General features: G+C 63.5%; 23 protein-coding genes and 1 pseudogene. 11 read left to right on the plus strand and 13 right to left on the minus strand.

Annotated elements, in window-relative coordinates; all coding sequences use genetic code 11:
• Positions 1-26: 26 nt before the first annotated feature.
• Both BMI01S_RS25495 and BMI01S_RS25500 read left to right on the plus strand, forming a co-directional pair.
• Positions 27-878: a transketolase gene (locus tag BMI01S_RS25495; protein WP_028231909.1), complete on the plus strand. Its 852-nt coding sequence runs from the start codon at positions 27-29 to the stop codon at positions 876-878.
• A complete protein-coding gene (locus tag BMI01S_RS25500; RefSeq protein WP_028213912.1) occupies positions 875-1876 on the plus strand; it encodes a transketolase family protein in 1002 nt (333 codons plus the stop codon). Before BMI01S_RS25495 ends, BMI01S_RS25500 begins: the two co-directional genes overlap by 4 nt.
• A 329-nt stretch (positions 1877-2205) precedes the next feature.
• Here BMI01S_RS25500 and BMI01S_RS25505 read toward each other — a convergent pair whose 3' ends face one another.
• The 12 genes and pseudogenes from BMI01S_RS25505 to BMI01S_RS41055 all read right to left on the minus strand — a co-directional run.
• Positions 2206-3105: a LysR substrate-binding domain-containing protein gene (locus BMI01S_RS25505; protein WP_028231910.1), complete on the minus strand. Its 900-nt coding sequence runs from the start codon at positions 3103-3105 to the stop codon at positions 2206-2208.
• 32 nt (positions 3106-3137) lie between these two features.
• A complete protein-coding gene (locus BMI01S_RS25510) occupies positions 3138-3863 on the minus strand; it encodes an amino acid ABC transporter ATP-binding protein (RefSeq protein WP_028231911.1) in 726 nt (241 codons plus the stop codon).
• A gap of 33 nt (positions 3864-3896) precedes the next feature.
• Positions 3897-4553, minus strand: coding sequence for an amino acid ABC transporter permease (locus BMI01S_RS25515; RefSeq protein ID WP_028213938.1), 657 nt, complete (start codon positions 4551-4553; stop codon positions 3897-3899).
• The gene (locus BMI01S_RS25520; RefSeq protein ID WP_028213939.1) at positions 4553-5311 is read right to left on the minus strand and encodes an amino acid ABC transporter permease; all 759 of its coding nucleotides are present in this window, start codon (positions 5309-5311) and stop codon (positions 4553-4555) included. Before BMI01S_RS25520 ends, BMI01S_RS25515 begins: the two co-directional genes overlap by 1 nt.
• Before the next feature lie 43 nt (positions 5312-5354).
• Complete coding sequence (locus BMI01S_RS25525; protein WP_028231912.1) at positions 5355-6179, minus strand: transporter substrate-binding domain-containing protein; 825 nt, start codon at positions 6177-6179, stop codon at positions 5355-5357.
• 54 nt (positions 6180-6233) lie between these two features.
• Positions 6234-7307, minus strand: a complete 1074-nt coding sequence (locus BMI01S_RS25530) for an ABC transporter ATP-binding protein (protein ID WP_028231913.1) — start codon at positions 7305-7307, stop codon at positions 6234-6236.
• A gap of 41 nt (positions 7308-7348) precedes the next feature.
• On the minus strand, positions 7349-8191 hold the full coding sequence (locus tag BMI01S_RS25535) for an ABC transporter permease (protein WP_028213942.1): 843 nt from the start codon (positions 8189-8191) through the stop codon (positions 7349-7351).
• Positions 8188-9114, minus strand: coding sequence for an ABC transporter permease (locus BMI01S_RS25540; protein WP_028231914.1), 927 nt, complete (start codon positions 9112-9114; stop codon positions 8188-8190). The genes BMI01S_RS25535 and BMI01S_RS25540 overlap by 4 nt, the downstream gene beginning before the upstream one ends.
• Before the next feature lie 5 nt (positions 9115-9119).
• Positions 9120-10217, minus strand: coding sequence for an ABC transporter substrate-binding protein (locus BMI01S_RS25545; RefSeq protein WP_028231915.1), 1098 nt, complete (start codon positions 10215-10217; stop codon positions 9120-9122).
• Between the two features lie 146 nt (positions 10218-10363).
• The gene (locus BMI01S_RS25550; RefSeq protein WP_042290957.1) at positions 10364-11869 is read right to left on the minus strand and encodes an aldehyde dehydrogenase family protein; all 1506 of its coding nucleotides are present in this window, start codon (positions 11867-11869) and stop codon (positions 10364-10366) included.
• The gene (locus BMI01S_RS25555; RefSeq protein WP_081723505.1) at positions 11866-13560 is read right to left on the minus strand and encodes a 5-guanidino-2-oxopentanoate decarboxylase; all 1695 of its coding nucleotides are present in this window, start codon (positions 13558-13560) and stop codon (positions 11866-11868) included. The genes BMI01S_RS25550 and BMI01S_RS25555 overlap by 4 nt, the downstream gene beginning before the upstream one ends.
• Positions 13561-13838: 278 nt before the next feature.
• A pseudogene (locus tag BMI01S_RS41055) lies at positions 13839-13941 on the minus strand (agmatinase); the annotation flags it as partial.
• A 131-nt stretch (positions 13942-14072) separates the two neighbouring features.
• Here BMI01S_RS41055 and BMI01S_RS25560 point away from each other — a divergent pair.
• From BMI01S_RS25560 to BMI01S_RS25585, 6 genes are all read left to right on the plus strand, one after another.
• A complete protein-coding gene (locus BMI01S_RS25560; protein WP_028231917.1) occupies positions 14073-14747 on the plus strand; it encodes a histidine phosphatase family protein in 675 nt (224 codons plus the stop codon).
• A gap of 26 nt (positions 14748-14773) precedes the next feature.
• The gene (locus BMI01S_RS25565; RefSeq protein ID WP_028231918.1) at positions 14774-15802 is read left to right on the plus strand and encodes a phosphotransferase; all 1029 of its coding nucleotides are present in this window, start codon (positions 14774-14776) and stop codon (positions 15800-15802) included.
• A 37-nt stretch (positions 15803-15839) separates the two neighbouring features.
• Entirely contained in the window at positions 15840-16604 is a 765-nt protein-coding gene (locus BMI01S_RS25570; protein WP_028231919.1) for an SDR family oxidoreductase, read from the plus strand.
• A 24-nt stretch (positions 16605-16628) separates the two neighbouring features.
• The gene (locus BMI01S_RS25575; RefSeq protein ID WP_028231920.1) at positions 16629-17879 is read left to right on the plus strand and encodes an acyl-CoA dehydrogenase family protein; all 1251 of its coding nucleotides are present in this window, start codon (positions 16629-16631) and stop codon (positions 17877-17879) included.
• Between the two features lie 73 nt (positions 17880-17952).
• The gene (locus BMI01S_RS25580) at positions 17953-18861 is read left to right on the plus strand and encodes a LysR family transcriptional regulator (protein WP_028231921.1); all 909 of its coding nucleotides are present in this window, start codon (positions 17953-17955) and stop codon (positions 18859-18861) included.
• A gap of 303 nt (positions 18862-19164) precedes the next feature.
• On the plus strand, positions 19165-19389 hold the full coding sequence (locus BMI01S_RS25585; protein WP_028231922.1) for a hypothetical protein: 225 nt from the start codon (positions 19165-19167) through the stop codon (positions 19387-19389).
• A gap of 19 nt (positions 19390-19408) precedes the next feature.
• On the opposite strand, the gene BMI01S_RS25590 is transcribed toward BMI01S_RS25585, so the two are convergent.
• Positions 19409-20791 (minus strand): sigma-54 interaction domain-containing protein, encoded by a 1383-nt coding sequence (locus BMI01S_RS25590; protein WP_028213952.1) that lies wholly within the window; start codon positions 20789-20791, stop codon positions 19409-19411.
• A 261-nt stretch (positions 20792-21052) separates the two neighbouring features.
• Between BMI01S_RS25590 and BMI01S_RS25595 the strand changes: the two genes are divergently transcribed.
• Genes BMI01S_RS25595 through BMI01S_RS25605 form a run of 3 tightly spaced genes read left to right on the plus strand, consistent with a single transcriptional unit; the run spans position 21053 to position 24466 of the window.
• The gene (locus tag BMI01S_RS25595; RefSeq protein WP_028231923.1) at positions 21053-21934 is read left to right on the plus strand and encodes an MBL fold metallo-hydrolase; all 882 of its coding nucleotides are present in this window, start codon (positions 21053-21055) and stop codon (positions 21932-21934) included.
• A gap of 39 nt (positions 21935-21973) precedes the next feature.
• Complete coding sequence (locus BMI01S_RS25600) at positions 21974-23629, plus strand: bifunctional protein tyrosine phosphatase family protein/NAD(P)/FAD-dependent oxidoreductase (RefSeq protein ID WP_028231924.1); 1656 nt, start codon at positions 21974-21976, stop codon at positions 23627-23629.
• A gap of 33 nt (positions 23630-23662) precedes the next feature.
• Positions 23663-24466, plus strand: a complete 804-nt coding sequence (locus BMI01S_RS25605; protein ID WP_028213955.1) for a sulfite exporter TauE/SafE family protein — start codon at positions 23663-23665, stop codon at positions 24464-24466.
• The last annotated feature ends 54 nt before the right edge of the window (positions 24467-24520 follow it).

The raw sequence follows: 24520 nt of genomic DNA on the forward strand, positions 1-24520 counted from the left end.
ATCTACTTTTTCATGGAGACACGCAAATGAGTACTCCCGTAATCGAGGATGCGACGCTCGCCGAGCGCGCCTGGCGCATCCGGCGCAACGCGCTCTTGATGGGCGAGGTGCAAGGCCAGGGCTACATCGGACAGGCGCTCGACATTGCCGACGTACTGGCCGTCTCGTACTTCGGCGCGATGAACTACCGCCCCGCCGAACCCGAATGGGAAGAACGCGATCGCTTCCTGCTCTCAAACGGCCACTACGCTATCGCGCTTTACGCTGCATTGTTCGAAGCGGGCATCCTCCCGGAGGAAGAGCTCGAAACGTACGGCAGCGACGACAGTCGCCTTCCGATGTCGGGTATGGCGAGCTACACACCCGGGATGGAAATGTCCGGCGGCTCACTGGGCCAGGGACTGACGATCGCGGTGGGTCGTTGTCTGGGCTTGAAGCGCAAGGGCTCGAAGTCCTTTGTCTACACCCTGTTTTCCGATGGCGAACTCGATGAAGGCGCGATCTGGGAAGGCCTCATGTCGGCGGCCCCCTGGAAGCTCGACAACCTGATTGCAATGATCGACGTGAACAACCAGCAGGCCGATGGTCCATCGACGCAAATTATGGCCTTCGAGCCGCTGGTACCGAAGCTCGAGGCATTCGGCTGGTACGTACAGCGCGTCGACGGCAACGATATCGATGCCGTGAAACAGGCATTCGACAATGCGCGCAACCTGAGAGAGGCAAAGCCGCGCATCATCGTTTGCGACACGAAGATGGGACGCGGCGTCCCGTTTCTCGAACAGCGTGAGAAGAATCACTTCATCCGCGTGGACGAGCATGAATGGAAGCTGGCACTCGAAGCACTTGATGAGACTTACGCAGGGAGAAAAGCATGAGCTCGGTCGTCGATACAAAGCCTCGCCTGAAGACCTCGGCGATGATTGCGTCCATCGCTGGCGAAGGACAGGTTACCCGTTCCGCGCCGTTTGGCCATGCCCTCGTTGAGCTCGCTCGCGAGAAGACCAACGTCATTGGCATGACTGCGGACCTCGGCAAGTACACCGATCTTCACATCTTCGCGAAGGCATTTCCCGAGCGCTATTACCAGATGGGAATGGCCGAGCAATTGCTGATGGGCGCAGCGGCAGGTTTCGCTCACGAAGGTGCGCAACCGTTCGTGACCACCTATGCCGTGTTTGCAACGCGCCGTGCCTATGACTTCATTCACCAGACCATCGCGGAAGACAACCTCGATGTCAAAATCGTTTGTGCGCTGCCAGGGTTGACGACCGGCTACGGCCCTAGCCACCAGGCCGCCGAAGACCTCGCACTGATGCGCGCGATGCCGAACATGACGGTGATCGACCCGTGCGATGCCCTCGACATCGAGCAGATGGTACCGGCCATCGCAGCGCACAAGGGGCCGGTTTATGCGCGACTCTTGCGCGGCAATGTGCCCGCGGTACTCGACGAGTACGACTACCAGTTCGAACTCGGGAAGGCCAAGCTACTGAGGGATGGCGCCGACGTGCTTATCATTTCGTCCGGCATTATGACCATGCGCGCGCTAGAGACCGCCAAGGCTCTCGAAGCGGACAAGGTGGACGTCGCGGTGTTGCACGCACCCACCATCAAGCCGCTCGACACCGAGACCATCGTTCGCGAAGCGAAGCGTACCGGGCGAATGGTCGTGGTTGCCGAGAATCACACCGTCATTGGTGGACTAGGCGAAGCCGTTGCCACGGCCTTGTTGAGCGCAGGTGTCGCCTGTTGCTTCAAGCAAATTGCGCTTCCCGATGCCTTCCTCGACGCGGGCGCACTGCCAACGTTGCATGACCGCTACGGTATCTCCACGAAACTGATGGCCAGCAACATCAAGAAGTGGCTGGCTTAGCCAGGCAGCGTGGGCGTCTCCGTCAAAGATCATGTCCGGGCCCGTTTGAACCGTACCGGCTTTGTCGGAGACACCGAGTTTGGCTCTCGCGCACGCTTAATCTCGCCGATAGCCGCATGACAATCGGTGGAATGCGAGCAGGTGCGCGGCGTGCGGTCACCCACATCAAACTCGTCAGACCTATGGAACGATTCGGGGCAGTGTGGAACATCGGACAGCCCCAAGCGTGGATGTTTGAAGTTTTCTCCGAAAATCGGCTAACGATCCGTCGATAAAGAAGGAGCGCGACGATCTCGCGACCCTGCCCGCGCATCCTGTCTGGCGCGAGATCAACTCACACTCGCACTCACCGGATACTGTTGTCGGTTCCTTTCAACCCACTCGCTGAAAAGCTTCACTTTTGGCTGTTGTGCGACGCAGTCCGGGTAAACAAAGTAGTAGCGGAACCCTGTCTCCACGATCGTATCGAACGGCATGACCAGTCGCCGCGCCGCGAGGTCGTCATCGACTAGCGTCCGGTCGCCAATGGCGACACCGAAGCCTTGCATCGCGGCGTTTGTCGCCAGATCGAGTGTTTCGAAACTCGGACCCATGTTCGCGTCCACCTGAGTCGCACCGACCTGATCGAGCCACTGTCTCCAGTCACGATGGTCCCGCGTAGGGTGGAGCAGCGTGAAATTCGCCAGATCGTCAAACTGCGCGAGCGGCTTGCAGTTCACCAACTCGGGAGCGCATACCGGCGTGATCTGCTCGTCGAAGAGCGGCACCGCGTGAACATCCGCGCCGGGGGACGAGCCGTAAATAATCGCGGCATCGAAGGGCTCGACCTGGAAGTCGACGTCATGCTGCCAGGTCGTCGTGATCTGCACGAGCAAGTCGGGATGTTCTCCCTGAAACCGCATGATTCTCGGCAGCATCCAGCGCATGATGCACGTTGGCACCTTCATTGCCAGATCCGTGCGCTGCCGCGTCAAGCGCAGCGAGATGTCCTCGATGCGCGCGAGCCCCTCCCTCACCACGGGCAGCAGCATCTCGCCTTCGGCCGTCAAGGTCAGACCTTTTGTACCTCTTATGAACAAGGGAAACTTGTAGTAATCCTCCAAGGTGAGAATCTGCCTGCTCACCGCTCCCTGCGTAAGACACAGATGTTCGGCAGCACGCGTGAAACTGCGGTGGCGGGCAACCACTTCAAATACCTGCAGTGCGTTGAGTGGGGGAAGGCGTCGCATGGGATGGAGGCGGCCGGATTGACTGGACCTTGCTAGTGCAGGATTTTTGAAAGGAAATCCTTCGCGCGGCTGGACTTGGGCTGTGCAAAGAACGCCTCCTTGAGATCGTCTTCGACGATACGCCCCTGATCCATGAAGATCACGCGATTCGCCACCTTCTTTGCGAAGCCCATCTCATGCGTGACGCACATCATCGTCATGCCTTCCTGAGCGAGTTCGACCATGACGTCCAGCACCTCGTTGATCATCTCCGGATCGAGTGCCGAGGTCGGCTCGTCGAACAGCATCGCTATCGGGTCCATCGACAACGCACGGGCGATGGCCACACGCTGCTGCTGGCCGCCGGAGAGCTGGCCGGGAAACTTGTCCGCGTGAGCGTGCAAGCCCACGCGATGCAGCAGGCCCAAGGCCTTTTGGGCGGCCTCGTCCTTGTGCCGGCCAAGCACCTTCACTTGCGCGAGCGTAAGGTTTTCGGTAATCGACATATGCGGAAATAATTCGAAGTGTTGAAAGACCATGCCCACTTTCGAGCGCAGCTTCGACAGATTCGTCTTCCTGTCGCCAACCGACTCGCCATTGATCCTGATCTCGCCGTTCTGAAAAGGCTCGAGGCCATTGACCGTCTTGATGAGCGTCGATTTTCCCGAGCCCGACGGGCCGCACACCACGACGACTTCGCCTTTCTTCACTTCCGTCGTGCAGTCAGTGAGCACCTGGAACTGACCGTACCACTTCGATACGTTGCTTATGGTAATCATGTCGAACCCTGCTCCTGAAGAGCGTTGAAGTATTCAGCGGTGACGGCCGCGCTGATAGTGGCCTTCGAGCACACGCGCATACCAGGTGAGCGGAAAACACATCGCGAAGTACAGCAGTGCGACCATTGCGTAGATCGGGAACGGCCGAAACACGGCATTCGTGATCATGGTGCCGGTCTTGGTCAGTTCGGTGAGGCCGATGATCGACGTGAGCGCGGTACTTTTCACCACCTGCACGAGAAAGCCCACCGTGGGCGGCACGGCGATTTTCCATGCCTGCGGCCAGACGACGTAGCGCAGCTGCTGAGGCCACGTCATGCCGAGGCTGGCGGCGGCGCTCCACTGCCCTCGTGGCACGGCTTCGACGCACCCGCGCCAGATATCCGCCAGGTAGGCGCTCGTGTACAGCGTGAGTGTCACGGTTGCGGCGAGCCACGGCGAAACTTCGACACCCACGAGGGGCAACCCGAAGAACGCGAGAAAGAGCTGCATCAGCAGTGGCGTGCCTTGAAACACCTCGACATACAGCACGGCGATGCGACGCAGCCAGGCCACTGGCGAAACCCGCATCGCCAGCAGCACGAGGCCCGCGATGCCGCCTCCAACGAAGGCACAAAGCGAGAGCAGAACGGTCCAGCGCGCAGCCAGCAACAGATTGCGCGCAATATCCCAGAGAGTGAACTCGACCATTACGAGCGCTCCTTCGAAAGACTGGATGCCGCCATGCGGGCGCGAGCGGAAAACCACGAGCGCAGGGATGCGCGCGAGGCGCCGGCGCCGCGCGCCGTGCGTCCCGCGAAAAGGCCCTTGCCAAACCGGTTGATGAGTAGCCGCAGCAAGATCGACAGCACCAGATAGATCACCGTGACGATCACGTAGCTCTCGAACGAGCGGAAGTTGCGCGACTGGATGAAATTGGCTGCGTACGTCAGGTCGGGCACCGAAATCTGCGACACGACGGCCGAGCCGAGCATCACGATCAACACCTGGCCCAGCAGCGCCGGGAAGACGTTGGCGAGCGCCTGGGGCAGCACGACATGGCGGAAGACCTGCCGCCCCTGCAAGCCGAGCGCCATTGCCGCCTGGCGCTGGCCGCGAGGGATCGAGTCGATGCCGGCGCGCACGATCTCGGTCGCGTAGGCCCCCAGATTCACGGTCATTGCCAATACCGCCGCCTGCATCTCGTTGATCTGCACGCCCAGACCCGGCAGCCCAAAGAACACGAAGAAGAGCTGCACGAGAAAAGGCGTATTGCGGATCAGCTCGACGTAAGACGCAACCAGCGCGCGCACCCACCTCGGGCCTGCGACGGCGAGGCTCGCGCCGGCAATGCCGAGCAGACCGCCCAGCACGGTCGAGGCCGCCGTCAGGCCGAGCGTCACTTCGACGCCGTGCACGAGCATGCCCGCGTACAGACCGAAGTCACTGAAGTCGAATGTGTAAGTCATCGCTGCGCCGTCTGTCGTTCAGGTAAGCAGGAGCCGAAGGGCATCAAAGACTGGCCGGCAGCGGAGCACGCAGCCACTTGAGCGAGATGGCGTTCATCGAGCCGTCCTTCTTTGCGGCCGCGATGGCGTCGTCGACCTTCTGTTTCAGGCGCGGCTCGTTCTTGTTCAGACCCACGTGATCGGGAGAGCTGAACAACGAGAACTTCTGCTCCGGATCGTTGGCGGGATGACGCGCCATGATGGTCGCGCCGACATCGTTGCCGACCACGAGAAGTTGGGCCTGACCGGACAGGAATGCGGAAATCGCGCCGTTCGGATCGTCGAAGCGCTTGATGACCGCGGAGGACGGCGCCACCTTGGACACACTGAGATCTTCGAGCGTGCCGCGCGCGACGGCGACCGTCTTGCCAGCCAGATCGCCCGCATTCTTCACTGGCAGCGATTTCGGACCGAAGACCGCGAGATAGTACGGCGCATACGGCTGCGAAAAGTCGATGACCTTCGCGCGCTCGGGTGTCTGGCCGACCGAGAGCAGGATGTCCGCCTTGTGATCCGCCAGGTAGGCCATGCGGTTGTCGCCCGTCACCTGCACGAGTTCGACCTTCGCGTTCAGGGCCTTACCGATCAGATTGGCCACGTCGATGTCGTAGCCCTGCGGCTTCATGTCGGGCCCGATCGATCCAAACGGCGGATAGTCCTCGAATACGCCAACACGCACGACGCCCGATTTCGCAATCGTGTCGAGCGCGTCGGCATGCGCGAGCGGTGCAAACGCGCTGAGGCCAGCCATGCCGGCAAGCGCGAAGGCTGCGAGGGTGCGAGCCGCCAGGCGTTGCATGGGGTTCGTGGTGACGTGAGTGGTGTTCATGACGAATGGCTCCTTCCAGCTGTTTCGTGGGGTAAAAGATTTCAACGCGGCGTTTCAGTGCGCGGTGTGCGCCGGAATCAGCCTGCACGCGTGGGCCGGCATCTCGGCGAGCACTGGCCGCCCCACTTCGAGGTCCGGCGTGTCCCGGGGCGTGGTGGCGGCGGTGAGCGTGAAGCCGTCGCAATCGATCGTCGCTTCGATCTGCGCGCCCACGTCGCGAACGAAGGTCACCTTGCCGGCGACGACGTTCGGACCGGGATTCGCAGTCACGGGCCGCACACACACGTCTTCCGGGCGGATGAGCAGGCGAATGTCGCCCGAGCGCTCCGGTGCGCGCATCGCGCCATTGACGGCGATGCGCTGGCCGCCCGGCAGCGCGATGCCGGCGTCGGCTTCGAGTGTCACTGGCAGGATGTTGCCGAGGCCGATGAAGTCCGCGACGAATTCATTCACGGGATCGCGGTAAATGTCGAGCGGCCTGCCGACCTGGGCGATGCGCCCTTTGTGCATCACGACGACCTCGTCGGCCATCGTCATCGCCTCGCGCTGGTCATGCGTGACCATGATCGTCGTGATGCCAAGCCGCTGTTGCAAAAGGCGAATCTCGACTTGCATCGCTTCACGCAGTTTCGCGTCGAGCGCCGAGAGCGGCTCGTCGAGCAGCAGCAGTTTCGGCGACGAGGCAATCGCACGCGCAATCGCCACGCGCTGGCGCTGCCCGCCGGAAAGCTGCGTAACGGGCCGGTTCGCCATGTGCGGAAGCTGGATCAGTTCGAGCAGCTCGGCCACGCGCTTCGCTTGCGCGCCCTTGTCGACGCCGCGCAAGCGCAGTGGATAGGCGACATTGGCGGCAACGGTCATATGCGGGAACAGCGCGAGCGACTGAAACACCATGCCGAAGTCGCGCCGGTTGGCCGGCACATGCGTGAGGTCGCGCCCCGCGAACATCACCGATCCGGAAGTCGGCGTCTCCAGGCCCGCGATGATGCGCAGCAGGGTTGTCTTGCCGCAGCCGGAAGGCCCGAGAAAACAGACCAGCTTGCCGTCAGGAACGTCGAGGTCGACGTGGTCGACGGCGAATGCGTTGTGAAAGCGTTTGGTGATGCCCAGCAAAGACAGATGCGTCATGAGAGTTCCTTTGTGCCCGGGGACCGTGTGAGAGGCGGCGATCAGAGCGCCACGCCTTCGTCGCCGACGAGCTTTTCGAGCACCCAGATCAAGGCGAAGTCGATCAGCACGATGAAGACCGCGAACGAAAACACGGTTGGATCGAGCGACGAAACGGTGCGGCTGTAGAGCCAGACGGGCAGCGTCATCGTGTTGATGCCATAGAGGAAGAACGTCACCGTGAATTCGTTAAACGAAATGATGAACGCGAACAGCATGCCGGCGAGAATGCCGGGGCGCATGAGCGGCAGCACGACGTCGACGAGCGCACGCCGCGGACTCGCGCCCATCACGCAGGCTGCTTCCTCGAACTCCGGTCCGATCGAGGCAACCGATGCCGCGCAGTTCTTGACCGTGAACGGCAGCGCCAGGATGACGTGCGCAATGACGAGCCGCCCCACGCCCAGATCCACCGGCAGCACATTGAAGACGAGCAGCAGCGAAAGGCCCAGCATCACGAGCGGATACACGAGCGGCAGCGCGACCAGTTGCTCGATCACCGCCTTGCCGCGAAAGCGGTAGCGCGAGAGTGCATAGGCAGCGGGCACGGAAACGGCGGTGGCGATGAACATCGTTGAAACGGCTACGACGAAGCTCGTCGTAAGCGCGGTGCCCATGGAAAGCACGTCGCTCGCATCGGGCGACACGAAGGTGTGCCACGCGGCCCGATACCAGTGCAAGCCGAAGCTCTGCGGCGGGAATTCGAGCGTGTCCGAATTGCCGAACGACATCGTGATCATCGTCAAAATCGGCAGCGCCGTGAGAATGAGCACGATCGTCGCGAACCATCCGGTCACGCGGCTGAGGCGGCCGGGCATCGTCAGGGGGATACGCAAGGCATTCATGAGCGGGACTCCGCGTGGTGCTGCAGGCTGCGCACCAACCGTTGCGAGACAGCCATGACAGCGAGCGTCGCAGCCATCAGAACGACACCCGATGCGGAGGCGGCGGGCCAGTTCAGCAGTGGCGCAACCTGGTCGTGCACCAGCACCGCGAGCATCGGCACCCGGCGTCCTCCCAGCAGCAATGGCACCGCGAACGCACTCGCGTTATAGGCGAACACAAGCAACGCGCCCGAGACGATGCCAGGCATCGCCAGCGGCAGCAGCACGTGGCGCAGCGTCTGCCAGCGGCTTGCACCGAGGGTAGCCGCCGCCTCTTCGTACGAGCGGGACACCGCGCGCATCGCGCTCGCCATGGGAAGCACAGCGAGCGGAAAGGCCGTTTGAATCAGTCCGAGCAGCACGCCGTTCTCGCGGTAGAGCCACAACACCGGACGCTCGATCAGGCCCGTGGCCATGAGCGCGTGATTGACGAGGCCCGCCGGCCCCAGCATCACGAGCCATCCATAGCCCTGCAGCAGGAGGTTCACGAGCAACGGCAGGAGCACGCCGGCGAGCAGGAGGCGCCGCGCGGTGCGCGACTGCGTACGCGCCATCGCCAGTGCCACGGGAATCGCCATCACGACGGCAACGATCATGCTCTGGAAGGCAAGCCGCAAGGTCAACCAGAGCGAGCGCAGGAAGTAGGCATCCCCGAGGTCGACGTAATTCTGGAGCGTGAAGGCATGCCACTCGTTGCCTTGGACACCGAAGCTCATGCGCAGTACGGCGAGCGCCGCCGCGATCAGCACGGCGAGAAATGCGAGGATCGGTGCGAGCAGCAGCAATGGCGGCACGCGCGGCAGCGCCGTTGCGGTGCTGGGCCGGGCCGTCGAATCCCCGGCAGTTGCCGGCGCGCCCGCGCGGCGTGAGGAGAGTGCTGACATGGCGCTCACGCGGAAAAGATCTCGGTAAAGCGCTTGATCCATGCCGGCTGCAACGCGGCGAGCGCTTTGTCGTCATGAAGCACGGCCCTCTCGGCGATCTGCTGCGGCGATGGCACGAAGGCGCGGCTTTCTGCAGGAATGACCGCGCGCGAGTTCACCGGACCGTTGAGCACGTCGGCGGCCATGCGGCCCTGCACGCCGGCATCGAGCGAATGATTGATGAAAGCGTGGATGAGATCGATATCGCCGGGATGTGACTTCGGAATCACCGTGAACATCAGCTGGGTGGCGAAGCCCTCCTTCATCCCGTAGGTCACGGCCATCTTGTACTCGGGCTTGCGGATCTGCTCCGGGAAGAATGCCGGCGCATAGATGCCGCCAATGTCGAGCGAGCCGGTGCGGAACAGATCGGCGACCTGGTTCGGGTTTTCGCCGAGTGTCAGCACGCGGTCCTTCAACTGGGCGAGCTTTTTGAACCCCGGATCGATATTCTGCTGCGAGCCGCCCGCCATCTTCGCTGCGATGATCGCCAGATCGACCGCTTCCGCCCACTCGGGCGGCGGCAGGAAAAGGCGCCCTGTATACTTCGGATCCCAAAGGGATTCGTACGTCGAGGGTGCGGTCTTCACGGTGGACGTGTTGTAGATGAGACCGTCCGACCACAGCAGGTAGCCGACGCCGAATCCGTTGGCGCCCGTCCGGTATTGCGGCGCGACGTCTTTCAGGTTTGGCAGCTTGTTCAGGTCCGGCTTCATCAGCAGGCCGGCATCGGCGAGGCCGGAGGCGCCGACGCCCGCAAGCGTGATCACGTCGTAGGTCGGCCGGTCGCCCGCCGCCTTGAGTTTCGCGACCATGCCGGAAGTGCCATCGGCGCGGTCGGCGATGACCTGCGCGCCGGTCTTCTGGCTGAATGTGGCGGCAATGTTGCGCAAGGCCGCCGCGCCGGTATCGTCGGACCAGGTGAGCAGCCGCAGGGTCTTGCCCGCATAGCGCTTCTCCTGTGCCCTGGCAGTACTGATGAATGGCATGGGCAACGCCGATGCCGCCAGAGCCGTGCCGATTGCCTTAATGGCCTGCCTTCTCCCCAGCTTGATCCCCTGCATGGTCATCTCCTGATTGAACCGTATGGGCGCTGCCCAATGCGCGCTGCCATTACCACAGATCACGCGAACCTGCTGCGTGAATGGACTCTACGTGCCTCAAAAAACGGCAACAAACGAAATCTCTGCATGCACGCCATGACAAAAGCTCATGCGCCGCGAACGCATTCCGGAGCGCCGGAGGCCCCGGCAGGCATGAGAACCTGTTTGATTTCCTGGAAGGCGGCGAGCCCGAACGGACCGAGTTCGCGCCCAATGCTGCTGCGCTTGTAGCCGCCCCATGAGGTCTGAGGAAAGATGGCCTGCGGCGCGTTGAGCCACACCACGCCCGCATCCAGCCCGGCCGCCACTCGCCTGCCCCGCCCGGCGTCGCGCGTGACGACCGTGGCGACCAGGCCGAACTCGGTATCGTTGGCCGCGCCGATGGCCTCGTCCTCGGAATCGAAGCTGCGCAGGCACAGCACGGGGCCGAAGACTTCCTCGCGCCACAGCGGGCTTTCGGTCGGGATATCGACGAACATCGTCGGTTTCACGAAATAGCCGGGACCGGCTGGCGCCTCGCCTTCGATCACGAAACGTGCGCCGTCGTCCTTGCCGCGGGCGATGTAACGCTGCACGCGTTCGTATTGCGCGCGGTTGGCGAGGGGCCCCATCTGCACGCCGGCCTTGAAGGGATCGCCCACGACTGTGCGCGTTACCCGGTCTGCGAGACGCGCGGCGAGTGCGTCCGCTATCGGACGCTCGACCAGCACGCGCGACGTGGCCGAGCACATCTGGCCAGCGTTGAAGAATGCGCCGCCGGCAACCAGGTCGGTGGCAAGGTCGAGATCCGCATCGGCAAACACGATGATGGAAGACTTCCCGCCCAGTTCCAGGCTCACGCCCTTGATCGTGTCCGCTGCCGTTTTCATGACCTGCGCGCCAACGGCCGTGCTGCCGGTGAACGAGACCTTCGCGATGAGCGGGTGTGCCGCGAGCGGCGCCCCGACTTCGGTGCCCGTGCCCGTCACGACATTGACCACGCCTCCCGGCACCCCGGCGTCCGCCACGATCGCGGCAAGCTCCAGTTCTGGCAGCGGGGTGACTTCGGAGGGCTTGAGAACGACCGTGCAGCCCGCGGCAAGCGCAGGCGCGAGTTTCCAGGCCGTTGTGACCATCGGAAAGTTCCACGGCACGATCAGCGCGACCACACCCGCGGGCTCGCGCCGGATGGTCGCCCGATACGCGTCGCCGGGAATCGATACCGCAGATTCGCCGATTTCGTCGAGTTGTTCTGCCAGGTCCGCGTAGTAGTCGAACGTGGCGATCACGTCGCTCACGTCGATTCGCGCTTCGTCCAGCGGTTTGCCGTTGTTGAGGGACTGGAGGACCGCCAGATGGTCACGCCGGTCGCTTACGCCGCGAGCAATCGCACGCAGCAGCGTTGCGCGCTGCGCGCCGGTGGTCTTTTTCCATGTGCGAAAGGCCCGTGCGGCGGCCCGCGCCGCACAATCGACATCGGCGGCGTTGCCGGCTTCGACCTGGGCGATCGTTGCTTCGGTCGATGGGTTGACGACCGGCAGACGCTGCCCGCCCTCGCCCGCGCACCAGAAGCCGTCAATGTAGAGCTGCGTACGCAACGCGACGCCGGGCTCGAACCATTCATGCTGTTTCATGCCGGCACCCGCGCAAACCAGTCCGCTTCGTTCACTTCGATTACGGTTGGGATATCGCGCGACACTGCCTGCTGCAGTTGGGCAGCAAGCGCATCGGGCGTATCCACGCGACAGGCCATGCACCCGAAACCGCGCGCCAGCGCGAGGAAATCCGGCGTGTGGATATCGACGCCGACCGGCACGATGTCGCGCGCCGTCATGTAGCGGCGTATCTCGCCGTAGCCGAAGTTGTTCCACAGGAGAACCACAACGGGCACCCTGGCTTCCACGGCGCTGGCGAGTTCCGGCAGCGTGAACTGCAGCCCGCCGTCGCCGATCAGGCAAACCACGGGGCGATCGGGCGCGGCGAGTTTCGCGCCAACCGCCGCGGGAAGCCCATAGCCCAGCGTGCCGTAGCCAGTCGACGAGTTGAACCATGAACGCGGCTGCGGTGCGTCGTGCACGAAGTTGCCCGCATACACGGGGCTCGTCGAGTCGCCCGCGATGATGACGTGTGGCAACGCGGCGGTGATCGTGTCGACGAGGCGCTTCTGCGAGCGTGTCGCCGCGTCGTAGCTCGCCTCCACGGCATGCCTCGCGAGCGCAACCCGCTGCGCGCCCCAGTCGCGCTGGTGCGCCGACGGGATGCATTCATGCAGCCGCGTCGACAGGCTGCCAAGCGCTTGCCGCGAATCGGCGGCGATGGCCACGTCGGGATTGAAGCTGCGCATCAGTTGCTGCGCGTCGATGTCGATGCGGATCAGCCGGCCCTCGATCGAAAAGCCGCCGTCGAACACCACGTCGTAGTCGGTTTCGCCCAACTCGGTGCCGACCGCGAGCACGACGTCCGCTTCGCGGGCCAGCGCCCGCGTTGGCGGCAGCGATTGCGTCGAGCCGAGCAGCAACGGGTGTCCGGGCGGGAGCAGGCCCTTGGCGTTGATCGTCAGCGCAACCGGCGCCTGCAGGCGCTCGGCGAGCTCCTGCAGTTCGGCCGCGGCGTGCAGCGCGCCACCGCCTGCGAGAATCAGCGGACGTTGCGCCGTGGCGAGCAGGTCTGCCGCCGCGGCGAGCGCTGTTGGGCACCCCGCCGGCCTCGATGGCAGCATGGCTGGCATCAGATTCATGCCGCGAGCTGGCGCGACGATCACGTCCAGTGGAATTTCGATGTGCACGGGACGCGGCCGCGCACCGCCGAAAACGGCAAATGCCCGGGCCAGCACCTGCGACAGTTCCGCAGCATCGAGCAGCGTATGCGAGAACGCCGTAAGCCCGGCGAACACGTTGCGCTGTGACGGCAGTTCGTGGAGCCTTCCCTCTCCATTGCCGAGTTGGCGACGCGCATTGACGCTCGATATCACCAGCATCGGAATGGAGTCGGCATAGGCCTGCCCCATAGCGGTCGCAATGTTCGTCATGCCCGGCCCGGTGATGACGAAGCACACGCCCGGTTTGCCCGTCACGCGTGCATAGCCGTCGGCCATGAAGCCTGCGCCCTGTTCATGGCGCGGCGTGACATGGCGAATGGACGAAGCGGCCAGCCCCCGATAAAGCTCCACGGTATGCACGCCAGGGATCCCGAAAACGTGCTGGACGCCGTATCCCTCGAGCAAGGCGACGAGTGCCTCTGCGCAGGTCAGGCCGGTTACGTGCGGCCATTCGATCGGCCTCGCGCCGGCTTCCCCGAAGCTGGCGGTAAGTTCCGGATAGTTCATGGTTTGTCGCGTTCCTGGTTGGTTCCGCCAGATGTCGATACTGGCCCGGTGCATCCTGTGCACACGCACCTGCATCGTTGTCCAAACCATTCTCAGCGGTGCCGCCTCGCACCGACAATCGATATGTTTTCATGAGGGGCATGAGCTTCTTGCATGACCTTGCGAGAACCCAGCATTCGCGCGACTCGGTACGCGCCGCGATGCAACGAGGCACGCGCTTTATCTCGACGGCGGAGCGCAAGGGTTTACGCTAGCTCATTGACCGGCAAACACGCGTCACCCAGGTCTAAGGGCCCACCGACGAAGCATTGCATCGAGTCCTTCGGCATTCTGCACATTGGGCAATCGCATCATTGTCGCGATCCCACCGCAGCGCGGCATCTCGTTACCACCCACAGGCTGGAAATGCCATCATCACCGTGGTGAATGTCCCCGTATAAATTAAATAAACTTCGTCAATACCCTCGTCATCGCTAAGCTGCTTCTTGCTCTCTTACTTGGCAAAGCTTGCGATGGCGGAACTCTACCTGGTGCGGCACGGCCAAGCGTCGCTTGGCGCGGACAACTACGACTGTCTTTCGGATAAAGGCGAACAGCAATGCGTGTGGCTTGGTGAGCATTTCGCGCGCAACGGCCTGCGCTTCGATCGCGTCTTCACCGGCACGCTGCGGCGTCATGCCCAGTCGCTCGATGCGATACGCCGCGCGCTACCCGGCCTTCCCCTGGAACACGAAGTTCATCCAGCGCTCGACGAATACGATTTCCACGCGCTCTTTCGCGCACCAGGCGACGAACACCGCCATCTCGCGGATGCGTCCAAAGGCAGTCCGCGCGAATTCTTCAAGGCGCTTCGACAAGTGCTGCTTCTATGGGCCGAAGGCGCTCTCGATGCACGCGTGCCCGAAACATGGAATGCATTTCAGCAGCGCGTCGCGCACGTGCGCGAAATCATCCAGCGAAGCGGCGCGCAACGCGTGCTGGCCGTCACCTCGGGTGGCGTGATTGGCGCGATAACCCAACAGGTGTTGCACGCGAGCGCGACGACGGCTATCGCCCTCAACCTGCAGATCCGCAACAGCAGCGTCACCCATTGCTTCTTCAATCGCGAAGCGCTCCAACTGTCGAGCTTCAACGCTATTTCGCATCTCGACGATCCGCTACGCCACGCATTCCAGACCTACGGCTGAACCCCGACAGATACGCAGCAAGAGATATGAACAGCGAATCCACCTCGACCTCTCTCGACCTCGACCGGCTTGCAGCGTATTTGCAGCAGCACGTTCCGGACTTTCGCGGGCCTCTGAAGGCAGACAAATTTGCGGGCGGCCAGTCCAACCCGACCTGGTTGCTCGACACGCCTGAGCGGCGCTACGTCCTGCGCCGCCAACCTCCGGGGCAGTTGCTCAAGTCCGCGCATGCGGTCGATCGCGAGTACCGCGTGCTGCGCGCGCTCGCCGGCACCGGCGTGCCTGTGGCGCACGCCTGGCATCTGTGTGAAGACCGCGAAGTCATCGGCAGCATGTTCTATCTGATGAGCTACGAGGACGGGCGCATCTTCTGGAGTCCTGCCCTTCCCGAGGTCGAGCGCGATGCGCGGCGCGACTATTACGCGTCGATCGTGACGACACTCGCTGCGCTCCACGACGTGAACGTCGACACCGTAGGCCTCGGCGACTACGGCCGCGCAGGCAATTATTTCGAGCGCCAGATCGAGCTTTGGACACGGCAATACCGTGCCGCCGAGACCGAACCGATCGCAGCCATGAATGCGCTGATCGACTGGCTTCCCGCGCACTGCCCCGCCGATGCGCAGCGTCTTTCGCTCGTGCACGGAGACTTCCGCATCGACAACCTCGTCTTTGCGCACGACGCGCCGCGGGTGCGCGCGATTCTCGATTGGGAACTCTCGACACTCGGCAATCCGCTCGCCGACCTCGCTTATTTTTGCATGTGCCTGCGCCTGCCCTCGAAGGGCAATATCTCGGGGCTGCGCGGTCTGGACCGCTCGGCGCTCGGTATTCCCGAGGAAGAAGAAATGGTGGCGCAGTACTGCGAGCTGCGCGGCCTGCCCCGCATCGAGAACTGGAATTTTTATCTGGCATTCAGCTTTTTCCGACTGGCCTCGATTGCTCAGGGCGTCAAGGCGCGCGCCCTGCAAGGCAACGCCTCCAATGCGAACGCGCACGAGGTGGGCGCAATGGCCGCGCCGCTCGCAACACTCGCCGTGGAACTGATCGACTGACGCGCCACGCCATTGAACCGAAAGAAAGGAAACGACATTGAGCACGAATCTCTTTGACCTGACGGGCCGGATCGCTCTCGTGACGGGCGCAAGCCGCGGCATTGGCGAGGCGATCGCCCGCTTGCTCGCCGAACAGGGCGCGCATGTGATCGTGTCGAGCCGCAAGCTCGAAGACTGCGAGTCGGTCGCGGCCGCCATCCGCGAGACCGGGGGCAGCGCCGAAGCCTTTGCCTGCCATGTCGGCCGCATGGAAGACATTGCTGCCACCTTCGCGTACATCCGCGAAAAACACGGGCGCCTCGACATCCTCGTCAACAACGCGGCGGCCAACCCGTATTTCGGCCATATCCTCGACACGGACCTCGGCGCGTACAACAAGACCGTGGACGTCAACATACGCGGCTATTTCTTCATGTCGGTCGAAGCCGGAAAGATGATGAAGGCGCAGGGGCGCGGCGCCATCGTCAACACCGCCTCGGTCAACGCGCTGCAGCCCGGCGACCTGCAGGGCATCTATTCGATCACGAAGGCCGCGGTCGTCAACATGACGCGCGCCTTCGCCAAGGAGTGCGGACCGCTTGGCATTCGCGTGAATGCGCTCTTGCCCGGTCTCACGAAAACGAAGTTTGCGGGCGCGCTGTTCGAGAACAAGGAAATCTACGAGCGCTGGATGAACGAGATTCCCCTGCGCCGTCACGGCGAACCGCATGAAATGGCGGGCACCGTGCTCTATCTCGTGTCCGACGCAGCGAGCTACACGAACGGCGAATGCATCGTCGTCGATGGCGGTCTGACGATCTGACGAATCGTACCCAAGGAACCGATCATGAATTTCGCTTATAGCCCGAAAGTCGAAGACCTGCTGCGCCGCGTGCGCGGCTTCATGGACGAACACATCGTGCCGCGCCAGCGCCAGTGGCTCGAAGAAGTGCATGCGGGCCAGTACCCCGTGTCGTTCATGGAAGACCTCAAGGCCATCGCCAAAGCTGAAGGCTTATGGAATCTCTTCCTCCCGCATTTGAAGGACGATGAACCCGGCACGCGTCTCACGAACCTCGAATACGCGCCGCTCGCGGAGGTCATGGGCCGTGTGTCGTGGGCATCGGAGGTGTTCAACTGCAACGCGCCCGACACCGGCAACATGGAGTTGCTGCATATGTTCGCCACGCCCGCGCAGCGCGAAGCCTGGCTCGTCCCGCTGCTCGAAGGCAAGATCCGCTCTGCGTTCGCCATGACGGAGCCGGACGTGCCCTCCTCCGACGCCACGAACATCACCACATCCATTCGCCGCGACGGCGACGACTACGTGATCAATGGCCGCAAGTGGTTCATCACGAACGCGGCGCATCCAAACTGCAAGCTCTTCATCGTCATGGGCAAGACCGACCCGAACGCCGAGAGCCATCGTCAGCAAAGCATGATCCTCGTGCCCGTGGAAACTCCGGGCGTGACGATCGTACGAAACATCCCCGTGATGAATCACGTTTCGCCGGAAGGCCATTGCGAGGTCACCTTCAAGAACGTACGGGTACCGGCGGCGAATCTGCTCGGCGAGGAAGGCAGCGGCTTCGCGCTTGCGCAAGCCCGGCTCGGACCCGGACGCATTCACCATTGCATGCGTTCGATCGGCGCGGCGGAACTGGCGCTCGAACTGATGACCGAGCGCGCGCAGGAGCGCAAGACTTTCGGCAAGTATCTGCATCAGCACGGCACCGTGGGCGAGTGGATTGCAAAATCGCGAATCGAAATCGATCAGGCGCGGCTGCTCGTGCTGAAAACAGCCTGGCTGCTCGACGAAGTGGGCGCAAAAACGGCGCGCAAGGAGATCTCCATGATCAAGGCGCTGGTGCCGCAGGTGTATTCGACAGTGTGCGACCGCGCGATGCAGGTATTCGGCGCGATGGGCCTGAGTCCCGACACGCCCCTCGCCGATCACTGGACCTGGGCTCGCGCACTGCGCTACGCGGACGGCCCCGACGAAGTGCATCTCCAGGCCATCGCGCGCATGGAAATCGGCAGCAGCAAGGACCGGCTCGGCTCGACGGCCGCCTGGCTGAACATCCCGCCGCGCGACTGACGCCTACGTGACCCGCAAGGACGCAGCATCACACTTCGGCTCGTTTATGATGTCGGCAAACGGAGCCTGTGAAATGCGTTCACCGAAGCTGGATCTGAACCTGTTCGTCGTATTTGCGTCGATCTACGAGAAGCGCAATCTCACCCGCGCGGCCGAGGCGCTTTTCATCACGCAACCGGCGGTGAGCAACGCGCTTGCGCGCTTGCGCAAGGCGCTGAACGATCCGCTCTTCGTGAGCACGCCGTCCGGCATGGTGCCCACGCCGCTCGCCGAAAATATCGTCGGCCGCGTGCGTGAGGCGCTGCAACTCCTCGAAGCGAGCGCGACCGCGGGCGACATATTCGTCCCCGCCACATCGCAACGCACGTTCCGCTTGAGCATGCCCGATTTGACGGAAGCGATGCTGTTGCCCGCGCTAGGCGAGCTGCTTCAGCACCAGGCGCCGGGCATGAACATCGAGTGCTACTTCACGCCACGCAGCGAAATGGCCGCCGCGCTCGAAACGGGCAAGATCGATTTTGCCATCGATGTGCCGTTTATCGACGACCCGCAATTGCGTCAGGCGCCGCTCAGCAGCGACCGCTACGCGTGCATGCTGCGCCACGATCATCCGTTCACCGGCAGCAGACTGGGCATGGACGACTACCTCGCGCTGGGTCATATCCAGGTGTCGAGCCGCCGCCAGGGAAGCGGCTTCGTCGACGCGGAACTGAAAAAGCTCGGCAAACAGCGGCAGATGAGAATGCGCGTGCAGCACTATATGGTTGCACCGCTCGTCGCCTTGCGCACCGATCTCGCGCTGACTGCGCCGGTGCAGCTCCTCCAACGTTACGACGCACGCATATTCGAACTGCCGTTTTCTCTCCCCAGGCTGGCGTGGCATTTGTACTGGCATCGCAGCAGCGAGCAGGATCAGGCGAGCATATGGCTGCGAAGCCAGATCATCGAACTGCTGAGCGGCACGGAAAGCCACGAAAGTTAACTAATCAACTATATTGGGTGAGTAGTCACTTGTCCACGCCATGAAATCGTCAGCGTTCGTTTAATTCGCGTCGTCCGGAACGACTCCTTCTCTCAATCACCGCCGTCACCGTGCCAGTCCGGCTGAACTCGCAACCAATCAAGCACCAGGCGAAACGGTCCAGTATGCAAAGACGCAGACAGACGCGCCATCGGCGCGGCGGTCTGTCACACACGATCGCACCAGCCCGAATTCTTTCAAATTGAAAGATGTGCTATCTTGTGGTGGACTTGTCAACTTAATGCCGCCACACGGAGGTCAGCCATGGGCCCGCGTTTCCTGATTGATTTATCGCGCATTCAACAACAGCAGTCGATGGATCTGCGCGGAGGATCGCAGTGTCCGCAATCCGCTGCCAGCGATCTCCCCAGCGAAGCCGGCGCCAAAGCGCATCGCCGAGACCGCACGTTTGAGTTGATCGTCGCGTGCACCGCCGGCCTCGTCTGTACCTTCGCTGCGATTGGCCTGATTCACTTGCTTGTCGACTAGATCCCGGACTGGCGTTGGCTCAGGCGTCCTTTGCCGCGTCCGTGAGCGCCTTGAGCCGGCGATAGAGCGTGCGCTCGCTCATGCCGAGCCGTGCCGCGAGCTCACTGCGTTTGCCGCCGCATTCCGCCGCGGCGCGTGCCAGTTCCGCATCCGTTATCTTGCGAGGCGCGGCGAAACCCGTCGCGGACGGTTTCTCGACCGGCGACAAGACCTCTCGCCTGAGCGCCTCCGGCAGTTGCTCGGGGCGAATCACGCCGTCGTCTGCAAGGAGGCTTGCGCGTTCGAGCACGTTGCGCAATTCGCGGATGTTGCCCGGCCATGCATAGGCGCGCAGCAGCGCGAGTGCATCGGGCGAAATCGTCGCCTTGCGCGAAGATCGGTATTTCGCCGAAGCAATGCGTTCGAGGATGGAGTCCGCAAGAAGCGGAATGTCTTCGCTGCGCTCGCGCACCGCGGGCAAATGGATGGGAAAGGCACTGATGCGGAAGTAGAGGTCCGAGCGAAACTGCCCCGCCGCGACCATCTGCTCGAGCGGCTTGTGAGTCGCCGCGACGAGCCGGAAATCGGCGCGCTGGGTCTCGGTGCTGCCGACACGCCTGAAGGTGCCGGATTCGATGAGGCGCAACAGCTTGACCTGGATCGAGAGCGGCACATCGCCGATTTCATCGAGAAACAGCGTGCCGCCCTGCGCGGTTTCGACCACGCCCTGCTTGCGGCCGGTGGCGCCCGTGAACGCCCCCTTCTCGAACCCGAACAGTTCGCTTTCGAAAAGCGTTTCGGTAATGCCTGAGCAGTCGACCACGACGAACGGCCGTTGCGCCCGGTCGCTCGCTTCGTGAAGCGCATGCGCGAACAGTTCCTTGCCCGTGCCGGACTCGCCGAGCAGCAGGACCGGCAACGTCGACGGCGCGACACGCTGCAGAGCGGAGATCGCATCGTTGAACGCCGGTGCGCGGCCGACGAGGCCTTCCGCGCTGGTTCTCGGCGACGCGCCCCGAACCGTCGCCAGGCGCTCGACATACGCGATGATCTCCGAGCGCGCATCGAAGATCGGGCGCAGTTCGACGTCCACGTGTTCCGGGCCGCGCGGCGTGTGATGGATATGCAGCACGCGGTCCGCGCCGCGATTTTCGGCCGCGCGCTTCATCGGGCAGTGCTCTCCTGCCTGATCGCAGGGCACGTCGTAGTGATGGGAAACCTGATAGCACCTGCGGCCGACGTGCGCCTGGCCCTCGACGCCGAATTGCCGCTGATACGCCCGGTTCGCAGCCAGGATCCGGTAGTGCGGATCGAGCACGATGGCGGGCAGCGGGTCGTACTCCAGGTACGAGACCAGCGCGGCGACATCCGGCGCGATGTCGGGCAAGGGCGAACCAGTCGGTGTCAGGTCAGGCGAAGTCATGATCGTCGGTCGTTGCTGTCGCATCGATAGTTCGAGACTGCCAATTATGCCACGGACTGCCATTTGGCAGTCGTCATGTCATTCGCGTCGCACCCACGCGCTCTCGCCGCGCGATACCAACCGGTCAGCATGCACGGGAAAAACGATCTGAATCAATGCGTTAAGGGTCTGCGACGTTGTGCGCAACCCGACTGGCACGATTATTGACTTGTTATTCCTCGCCAGGACCGAGCGTCCGCCATTTGCGAGGAATAAACCAGAATGCCTGCCTGCAGATTTTCCGTCGAAGGGTTCTTCGATCCGGCCACGTGGACCGTGAGCTATCTCTTGCTCGATAACGGAACGCGCCGCTGCGCGCTCATCGACACCGTGCTCGACTACGACCCGAAATCGGGTCGCACCCGCAGCGCCACGGCAGACCGGCTCGCCAGCCGCGTCGAATCGCTGGGCGCCCGCGTGGAATGGCTGCTCGAAACCCATGTCCACGCCGATCACCTTTCCGCGGCGCCGTATCTGAAGGAAAGGCTCGGCGGCAAAGTGGCCATCGGCGGCCAAGTCACGCATGTCCAGGGCGTATTCGGCAAGCTCTTCAACGCGGGCCCGGACTTCCGCACCGACGGCTCGCAGTTCGATCGCCTGTTCGCCGACGGCGATACGTTCCACGTGGGCGACCTGGAGGTCCGCGTGATGCACACGCCGGGGCATACGCCCGCGTGCGTGACCTATGTGGTCAGCGACGGCGCCCAGCAGGCCGCTTTCGTCGGCGACACGCTGTTCATGCCCGACTACGGAACCGCCCGCTGCGACTTTCCCGGCGGCGACGCGGGGACGCTCTACCGGTCGATCCGCCGTGTGCTGAGCCTGCCGCCCGAGACGCGCCTGTACATGTGCCACGACTACCAGCCGGGCGGTCGCGCCGTGAAATTCGAAACCACCGTGGCCGAGGAACGCGAATCCAACGTCCACGTGCACGACGGCATCGACGAGGCCTCGTTCATCGCCATGCGCACGGCCCGCGACGCCACGCTCGACATGCCCGTGCTGATCCTGCCTTCAGTGCAGGTCAACATGCGTGCCGGCCACTTGCCGGAGCCGGAGAGCAATGGCGTTTCCTACATCAAGATCCCGGTCAACGTCCTTTGAGCGACGCGTCGGACATCAACGAATACACAAGAGGCAAGCATGGAACTCAAAAGGCTCACGGACACTTTTGCCGTATCCCCTCAGATCGGCGTCGCCGATCTGGCCGCGTTGCGCGAGATGGGCTTTCGCGCGATCATCTGCAACCGCTCCGATGGTGAAGGCGCGGACCAGCCCACGTTCACGGAAATCGAGCAGGCAGCACGGCAGCTTGGCATGGAGGCACATTACCTTCCGGTGGAATCGGGCAAGGTAAGCGATCAGGATGCCGAACGATTCCGCGACTACCTGAACACCCTGCCACGCCCCCTGCTCGCCTACTGCCGCAGCGGCATGCGCTCGGCGACGCTGTGGGCGCTGGCTAGCGCGTCCACCATGTCGCTCGTCGAGATCCTCGCCGCAGGCAAACGCGCCGGCGTGGACCTGAGCGGGCTCACGCGCCGCATCGGCTCGCCGCGCATCGCCACCGAGGAACAGCACGACGTCCTGATCGTCGGCGCAGGGGCCGCAGGCGTCGCCGTCTCGTCGAGTCTGCTCGCCCGAGCGCCCGATCTCGACATCGCGATCATCGACCCCGCCGATGTGCACTATTACCAGCCGGGCTGGACGATGGTGGGCGCGGGCGTATTCCGCCCGGAAACGACCGCTCGTCCGATGGGCGCCGTGCTGCCGCACAACGTACGCTGGATCAAAGCAGCGGTGGCCGCGTTCGAACCCACCGCGAATGCCGTGATCCTCGAAGGCTGCCGCGTCGTGAAATACCGGCAGCTCATTGTCTGCCCTGGCCTGAAGCTGGACTGGAACGCGATTGACGGACTACCGCAGACGCTCGGGCGCAACGGCGTGACTTCCAACTATCGCTACGACCTTGCGCCCTACACGTGGCAGCTGGTGCAGCAGCTCAAGGGCGGCCGCGCGCTCTTCACGCAGCCGCCCATGCCGATCAAATGCGCGGGCGCGCCGCAGAAGGCCATGTATCTCTCGTGCGATCACTGGCGGCGCACCGGCCGGCTCGACCAGATCGATGTCGAGTTCTTCAATGCCGGCGCGGCGCTCTTCGGTGTGGCCGACTATGTGCCCGCGCTGATGGAGTACGTCAAGACGTACGGCATCGATCTGAACTTCGGCTTCAACCTGACGGCCGTGGACGGCGAAGCGAAGCAAGCGACCTTCACGCGCGCGCTGCCCGACGGCCGCAGCGAGACGTTCGAAACGGGCTTCGACATGCTCCACGTCGTGCCCCCACAGAAGGCGCCCGATTTCATCCGCGTCAGCCCGCTGGCCGATGCGGGCGGCTGGGTCGACGTCGATCCGGGCACCTTGCGCCACAAGGTCCACGAAAACATCTTCGGGCTCGGCGACGCCACGAATACGCCGAACGCCAAAACCGCGGCCGCCGCGCGCAAGCAGGCACCGGTTGTCGCGCACAACGTGCTTGCCGCGCTGGGCGTGAAGCGCGGCGCAGCGACTTACGACGGTTACGGTTCGTGCCCGCTCACCGTCGAGCGCGGGAAGATCGTGCTCGCCGAGTTTCTCTATGGCGGCAAGGTCGCACCGACGTTCCCCACCTGGATCATCGACGGGAAGAAACCATCCGGTCTCGCCTGGCTGCTCAAGGAGCGCATCCTGCCGCCGCTGTACTGGCGAGGCATGCTCAAGGGGCGGGAGTGGTTCGTGCAACCCCAGGTGGCCGACTGATACCCGTCCGCTTGCCGTCCTTCGAGGTGATCGATGCTGGTCTCGCTTTTTCTCGGCGCCGCGGTGGGCGCCATTCTCGGACTCACGGGCGCCGGCGGCGGCATCCTCGCCGTACCCGCGCTCGTCTTCGGCATGGGATGGCCCATGCAGCAGGCGACGCCCGTCGCGCTCGTCGCCGTCGCGGGCAGCGCGGCAGTGGGCGCGCTCGAGGCATTCCGCAAACGTCTGGTCCGCTACCGCGCCGCGCTCCTGATGGCCGCGCTCGGAGTTCCCGCCACGGCCGTGGGCGCGCGCCTCGCACGCGCGCTGCCGCAAAGGCTGCTGCTGGGTCTGTTCGCCTGCGTCATGCTTTTCGTGGCCTTCCGGCTCCTTCGTCAGACGCTCGCGCGCAAGGCATCGGCACAGCAGGCGTCGCCGCTTTGCGTCGCGCATATCAACCCGGCGACGGGCCGGTTCGACTGGTCATGGCCCACGGCAGCGGCGCTGGCGGCGACCGGATCGCTGACCGGCCTGATGACGGGGCTTCTCGGCGTGGGCGGTGGATTCATCATCGTGCCGCTGATGCGCAAGCTCACCGACGTATCGATGCACGGCATCGTCGCGACGTCGCTCATGGTGATCGCGCTGGTCGGCAGCGGCGGTGTGCTGGCGACGGCGATGCACGGCACGGGCTTTCCCTTCGAGGTCGCCTTGTGGTTCAGCGCCGCCACCGCCGCGGGGATGCTGGGTGGACGTCTCGTGTCGCATCGCCTGGCCGCTCATCATGTCCAGGCCGGGTTTGCGGGCATTCTCGTTTGCGTGGCGCTCGGGATGCTCGCCAAGGCCGTTCTCGCGTGAACCGGGAGGCGCAGCGAACACCATGCCGCATGCGGGGAATATGGGGGGACTGCT

Source organism: Paraburkholderia mimosarum LMG 23256 = NBRC 106338 (genome assembly GCF_000739815.1).
Taxonomy (GTDB): Bacteria; Pseudomonadota; Gammaproteobacteria; order Burkholderiales; family Burkholderiaceae; genus Paraburkholderia; species Paraburkholderia mimosarum.

What these genes read in the sequence shown, in the direction of transcription:
- BMI01S_RS25495 (WP_028231909.1), top strand. Translation starts at nt 27, where the DNA reads ATGAGTACTCCCGTAATCGAGGATGCGACGCTCGCCGAGCGCGCCTGG.
- BMI01S_RS25500 (WP_028213912.1), top strand. Translation starts at nt 875, where the DNA reads ATGAGCTCGGTCGTCGATACAAAGCCTCGCCTGAAGACCTCGGCGATG.
- BMI01S_RS25505 (WP_028231910.1), bottom strand. Translation starts at nt 3,105, where the DNA reads ATGCGACGCCTTCCCCCACTCAACGCACTGCAGGTATTTGAAGTGGTT.
- BMI01S_RS25510 (WP_028231911.1), bottom strand. Translation starts at nt 3,863, where the DNA reads ATGATTACCATAAGCAACGTATCGAAGTGGTACGGTCAGTTCCAGGTG.
- BMI01S_RS25515 (WP_028213938.1), bottom strand. Translation starts at nt 4,553, where the DNA reads ATGGTCGAGTTCACTCTCTGGGATATTGCGCGCAATCTGTTGCTGGCT.
- BMI01S_RS25520 (WP_028213939.1), bottom strand. Translation starts at nt 5,311, where the DNA reads ATGACTTACACATTCGACTTCAGTGACTTCGGTCTGTACGCGGGCATG.
- BMI01S_RS25525 (WP_028231912.1), bottom strand. Translation starts at nt 6,179, where the DNA reads ATGAACACCACTCACGTCACCACGAACCCCATGCAACGCCTGGCGGCT.
- BMI01S_RS25530 (WP_028231913.1), bottom strand. Translation starts at nt 7,307, where the DNA reads ATGACGCATCTGTCTTTGCTGGGCATCACCAAACGCTTTCACAACGCA.
- BMI01S_RS25535 (WP_028213942.1), bottom strand. Translation starts at nt 8,191, where the DNA reads ATGAATGCCTTGCGTATCCCCCTGACGATGCCCGGCCGCCTCAGCCGC.
- BMI01S_RS25540 (WP_028231914.1), bottom strand. Translation starts at nt 9,114, where the DNA reads ATGTCAGCACTCTCCTCACGCCGCGCGGGCGCGCCGGCAACTGCCGGG.
- BMI01S_RS25545 (WP_028231915.1), bottom strand. Translation starts at nt 10,217, where the DNA reads ATGCAGGGGATCAAGCTGGGGAGAAGGCAGGCCATTAAGGCAATCGGC.
- BMI01S_RS25550 (WP_042290957.1), bottom strand. Translation starts at nt 11,869, where the DNA reads ATGAAACAGCATGAATGGTTCGAGCCCGGCGTCGCGTTGCGTACGCAG.
- BMI01S_RS25555 (WP_081723505.1), bottom strand. Translation starts at nt 13,560, where the DNA reads ATGAACTATCCGGAACTTACCGCCAGCTTCGGGGAAGCCGGCGCGAGG.
- BMI01S_RS25560 (WP_028231917.1), top strand. Translation starts at nt 14,073, where the DNA reads ATGGCGGAACTCTACCTGGTGCGGCACGGCCAAGCGTCGCTTGGCGCG.
- BMI01S_RS25565 (WP_028231918.1), top strand. Translation starts at nt 14,774, where the DNA reads ATGAACAGCGAATCCACCTCGACCTCTCTCGACCTCGACCGGCTTGCA.
- BMI01S_RS25575 (WP_028231920.1), top strand. Translation starts at nt 16,629, where the DNA reads ATGAATTTCGCTTATAGCCCGAAAGTCGAAGACCTGCTGCGCCGCGTG.
- BMI01S_RS25580 (WP_028231921.1), top strand. Translation starts at nt 17,953, where the DNA reads ATGCGTTCACCGAAGCTGGATCTGAACCTGTTCGTCGTATTTGCGTCG.
- BMI01S_RS25585 (WP_028231922.1), top strand. Translation starts at nt 19,165, where the DNA reads ATGGGCCCGCGTTTCCTGATTGATTTATCGCGCATTCAACAACAGCAG.
- BMI01S_RS25590 (WP_028213952.1), bottom strand. Translation starts at nt 20,791, where the DNA reads ATGACTTCGCCTGACCTGACACCGACTGGTTCGCCCTTGCCCGACATC.
- BMI01S_RS25595 (WP_028231923.1), top strand. Translation starts at nt 21,053, where the DNA reads ATGCCTGCCTGCAGATTTTCCGTCGAAGGGTTCTTCGATCCGGCCACG.
- BMI01S_RS25600 (WP_028231924.1), top strand. Translation starts at nt 21,974, where the DNA reads ATGGAACTCAAAAGGCTCACGGACACTTTTGCCGTATCCCCTCAGATC.
- BMI01S_RS25605 (WP_028213955.1), top strand. Translation starts at nt 23,663, where the DNA reads ATGCTGGTCTCGCTTTTTCTCGGCGCCGCGGTGGGCGCCATTCTCGGA.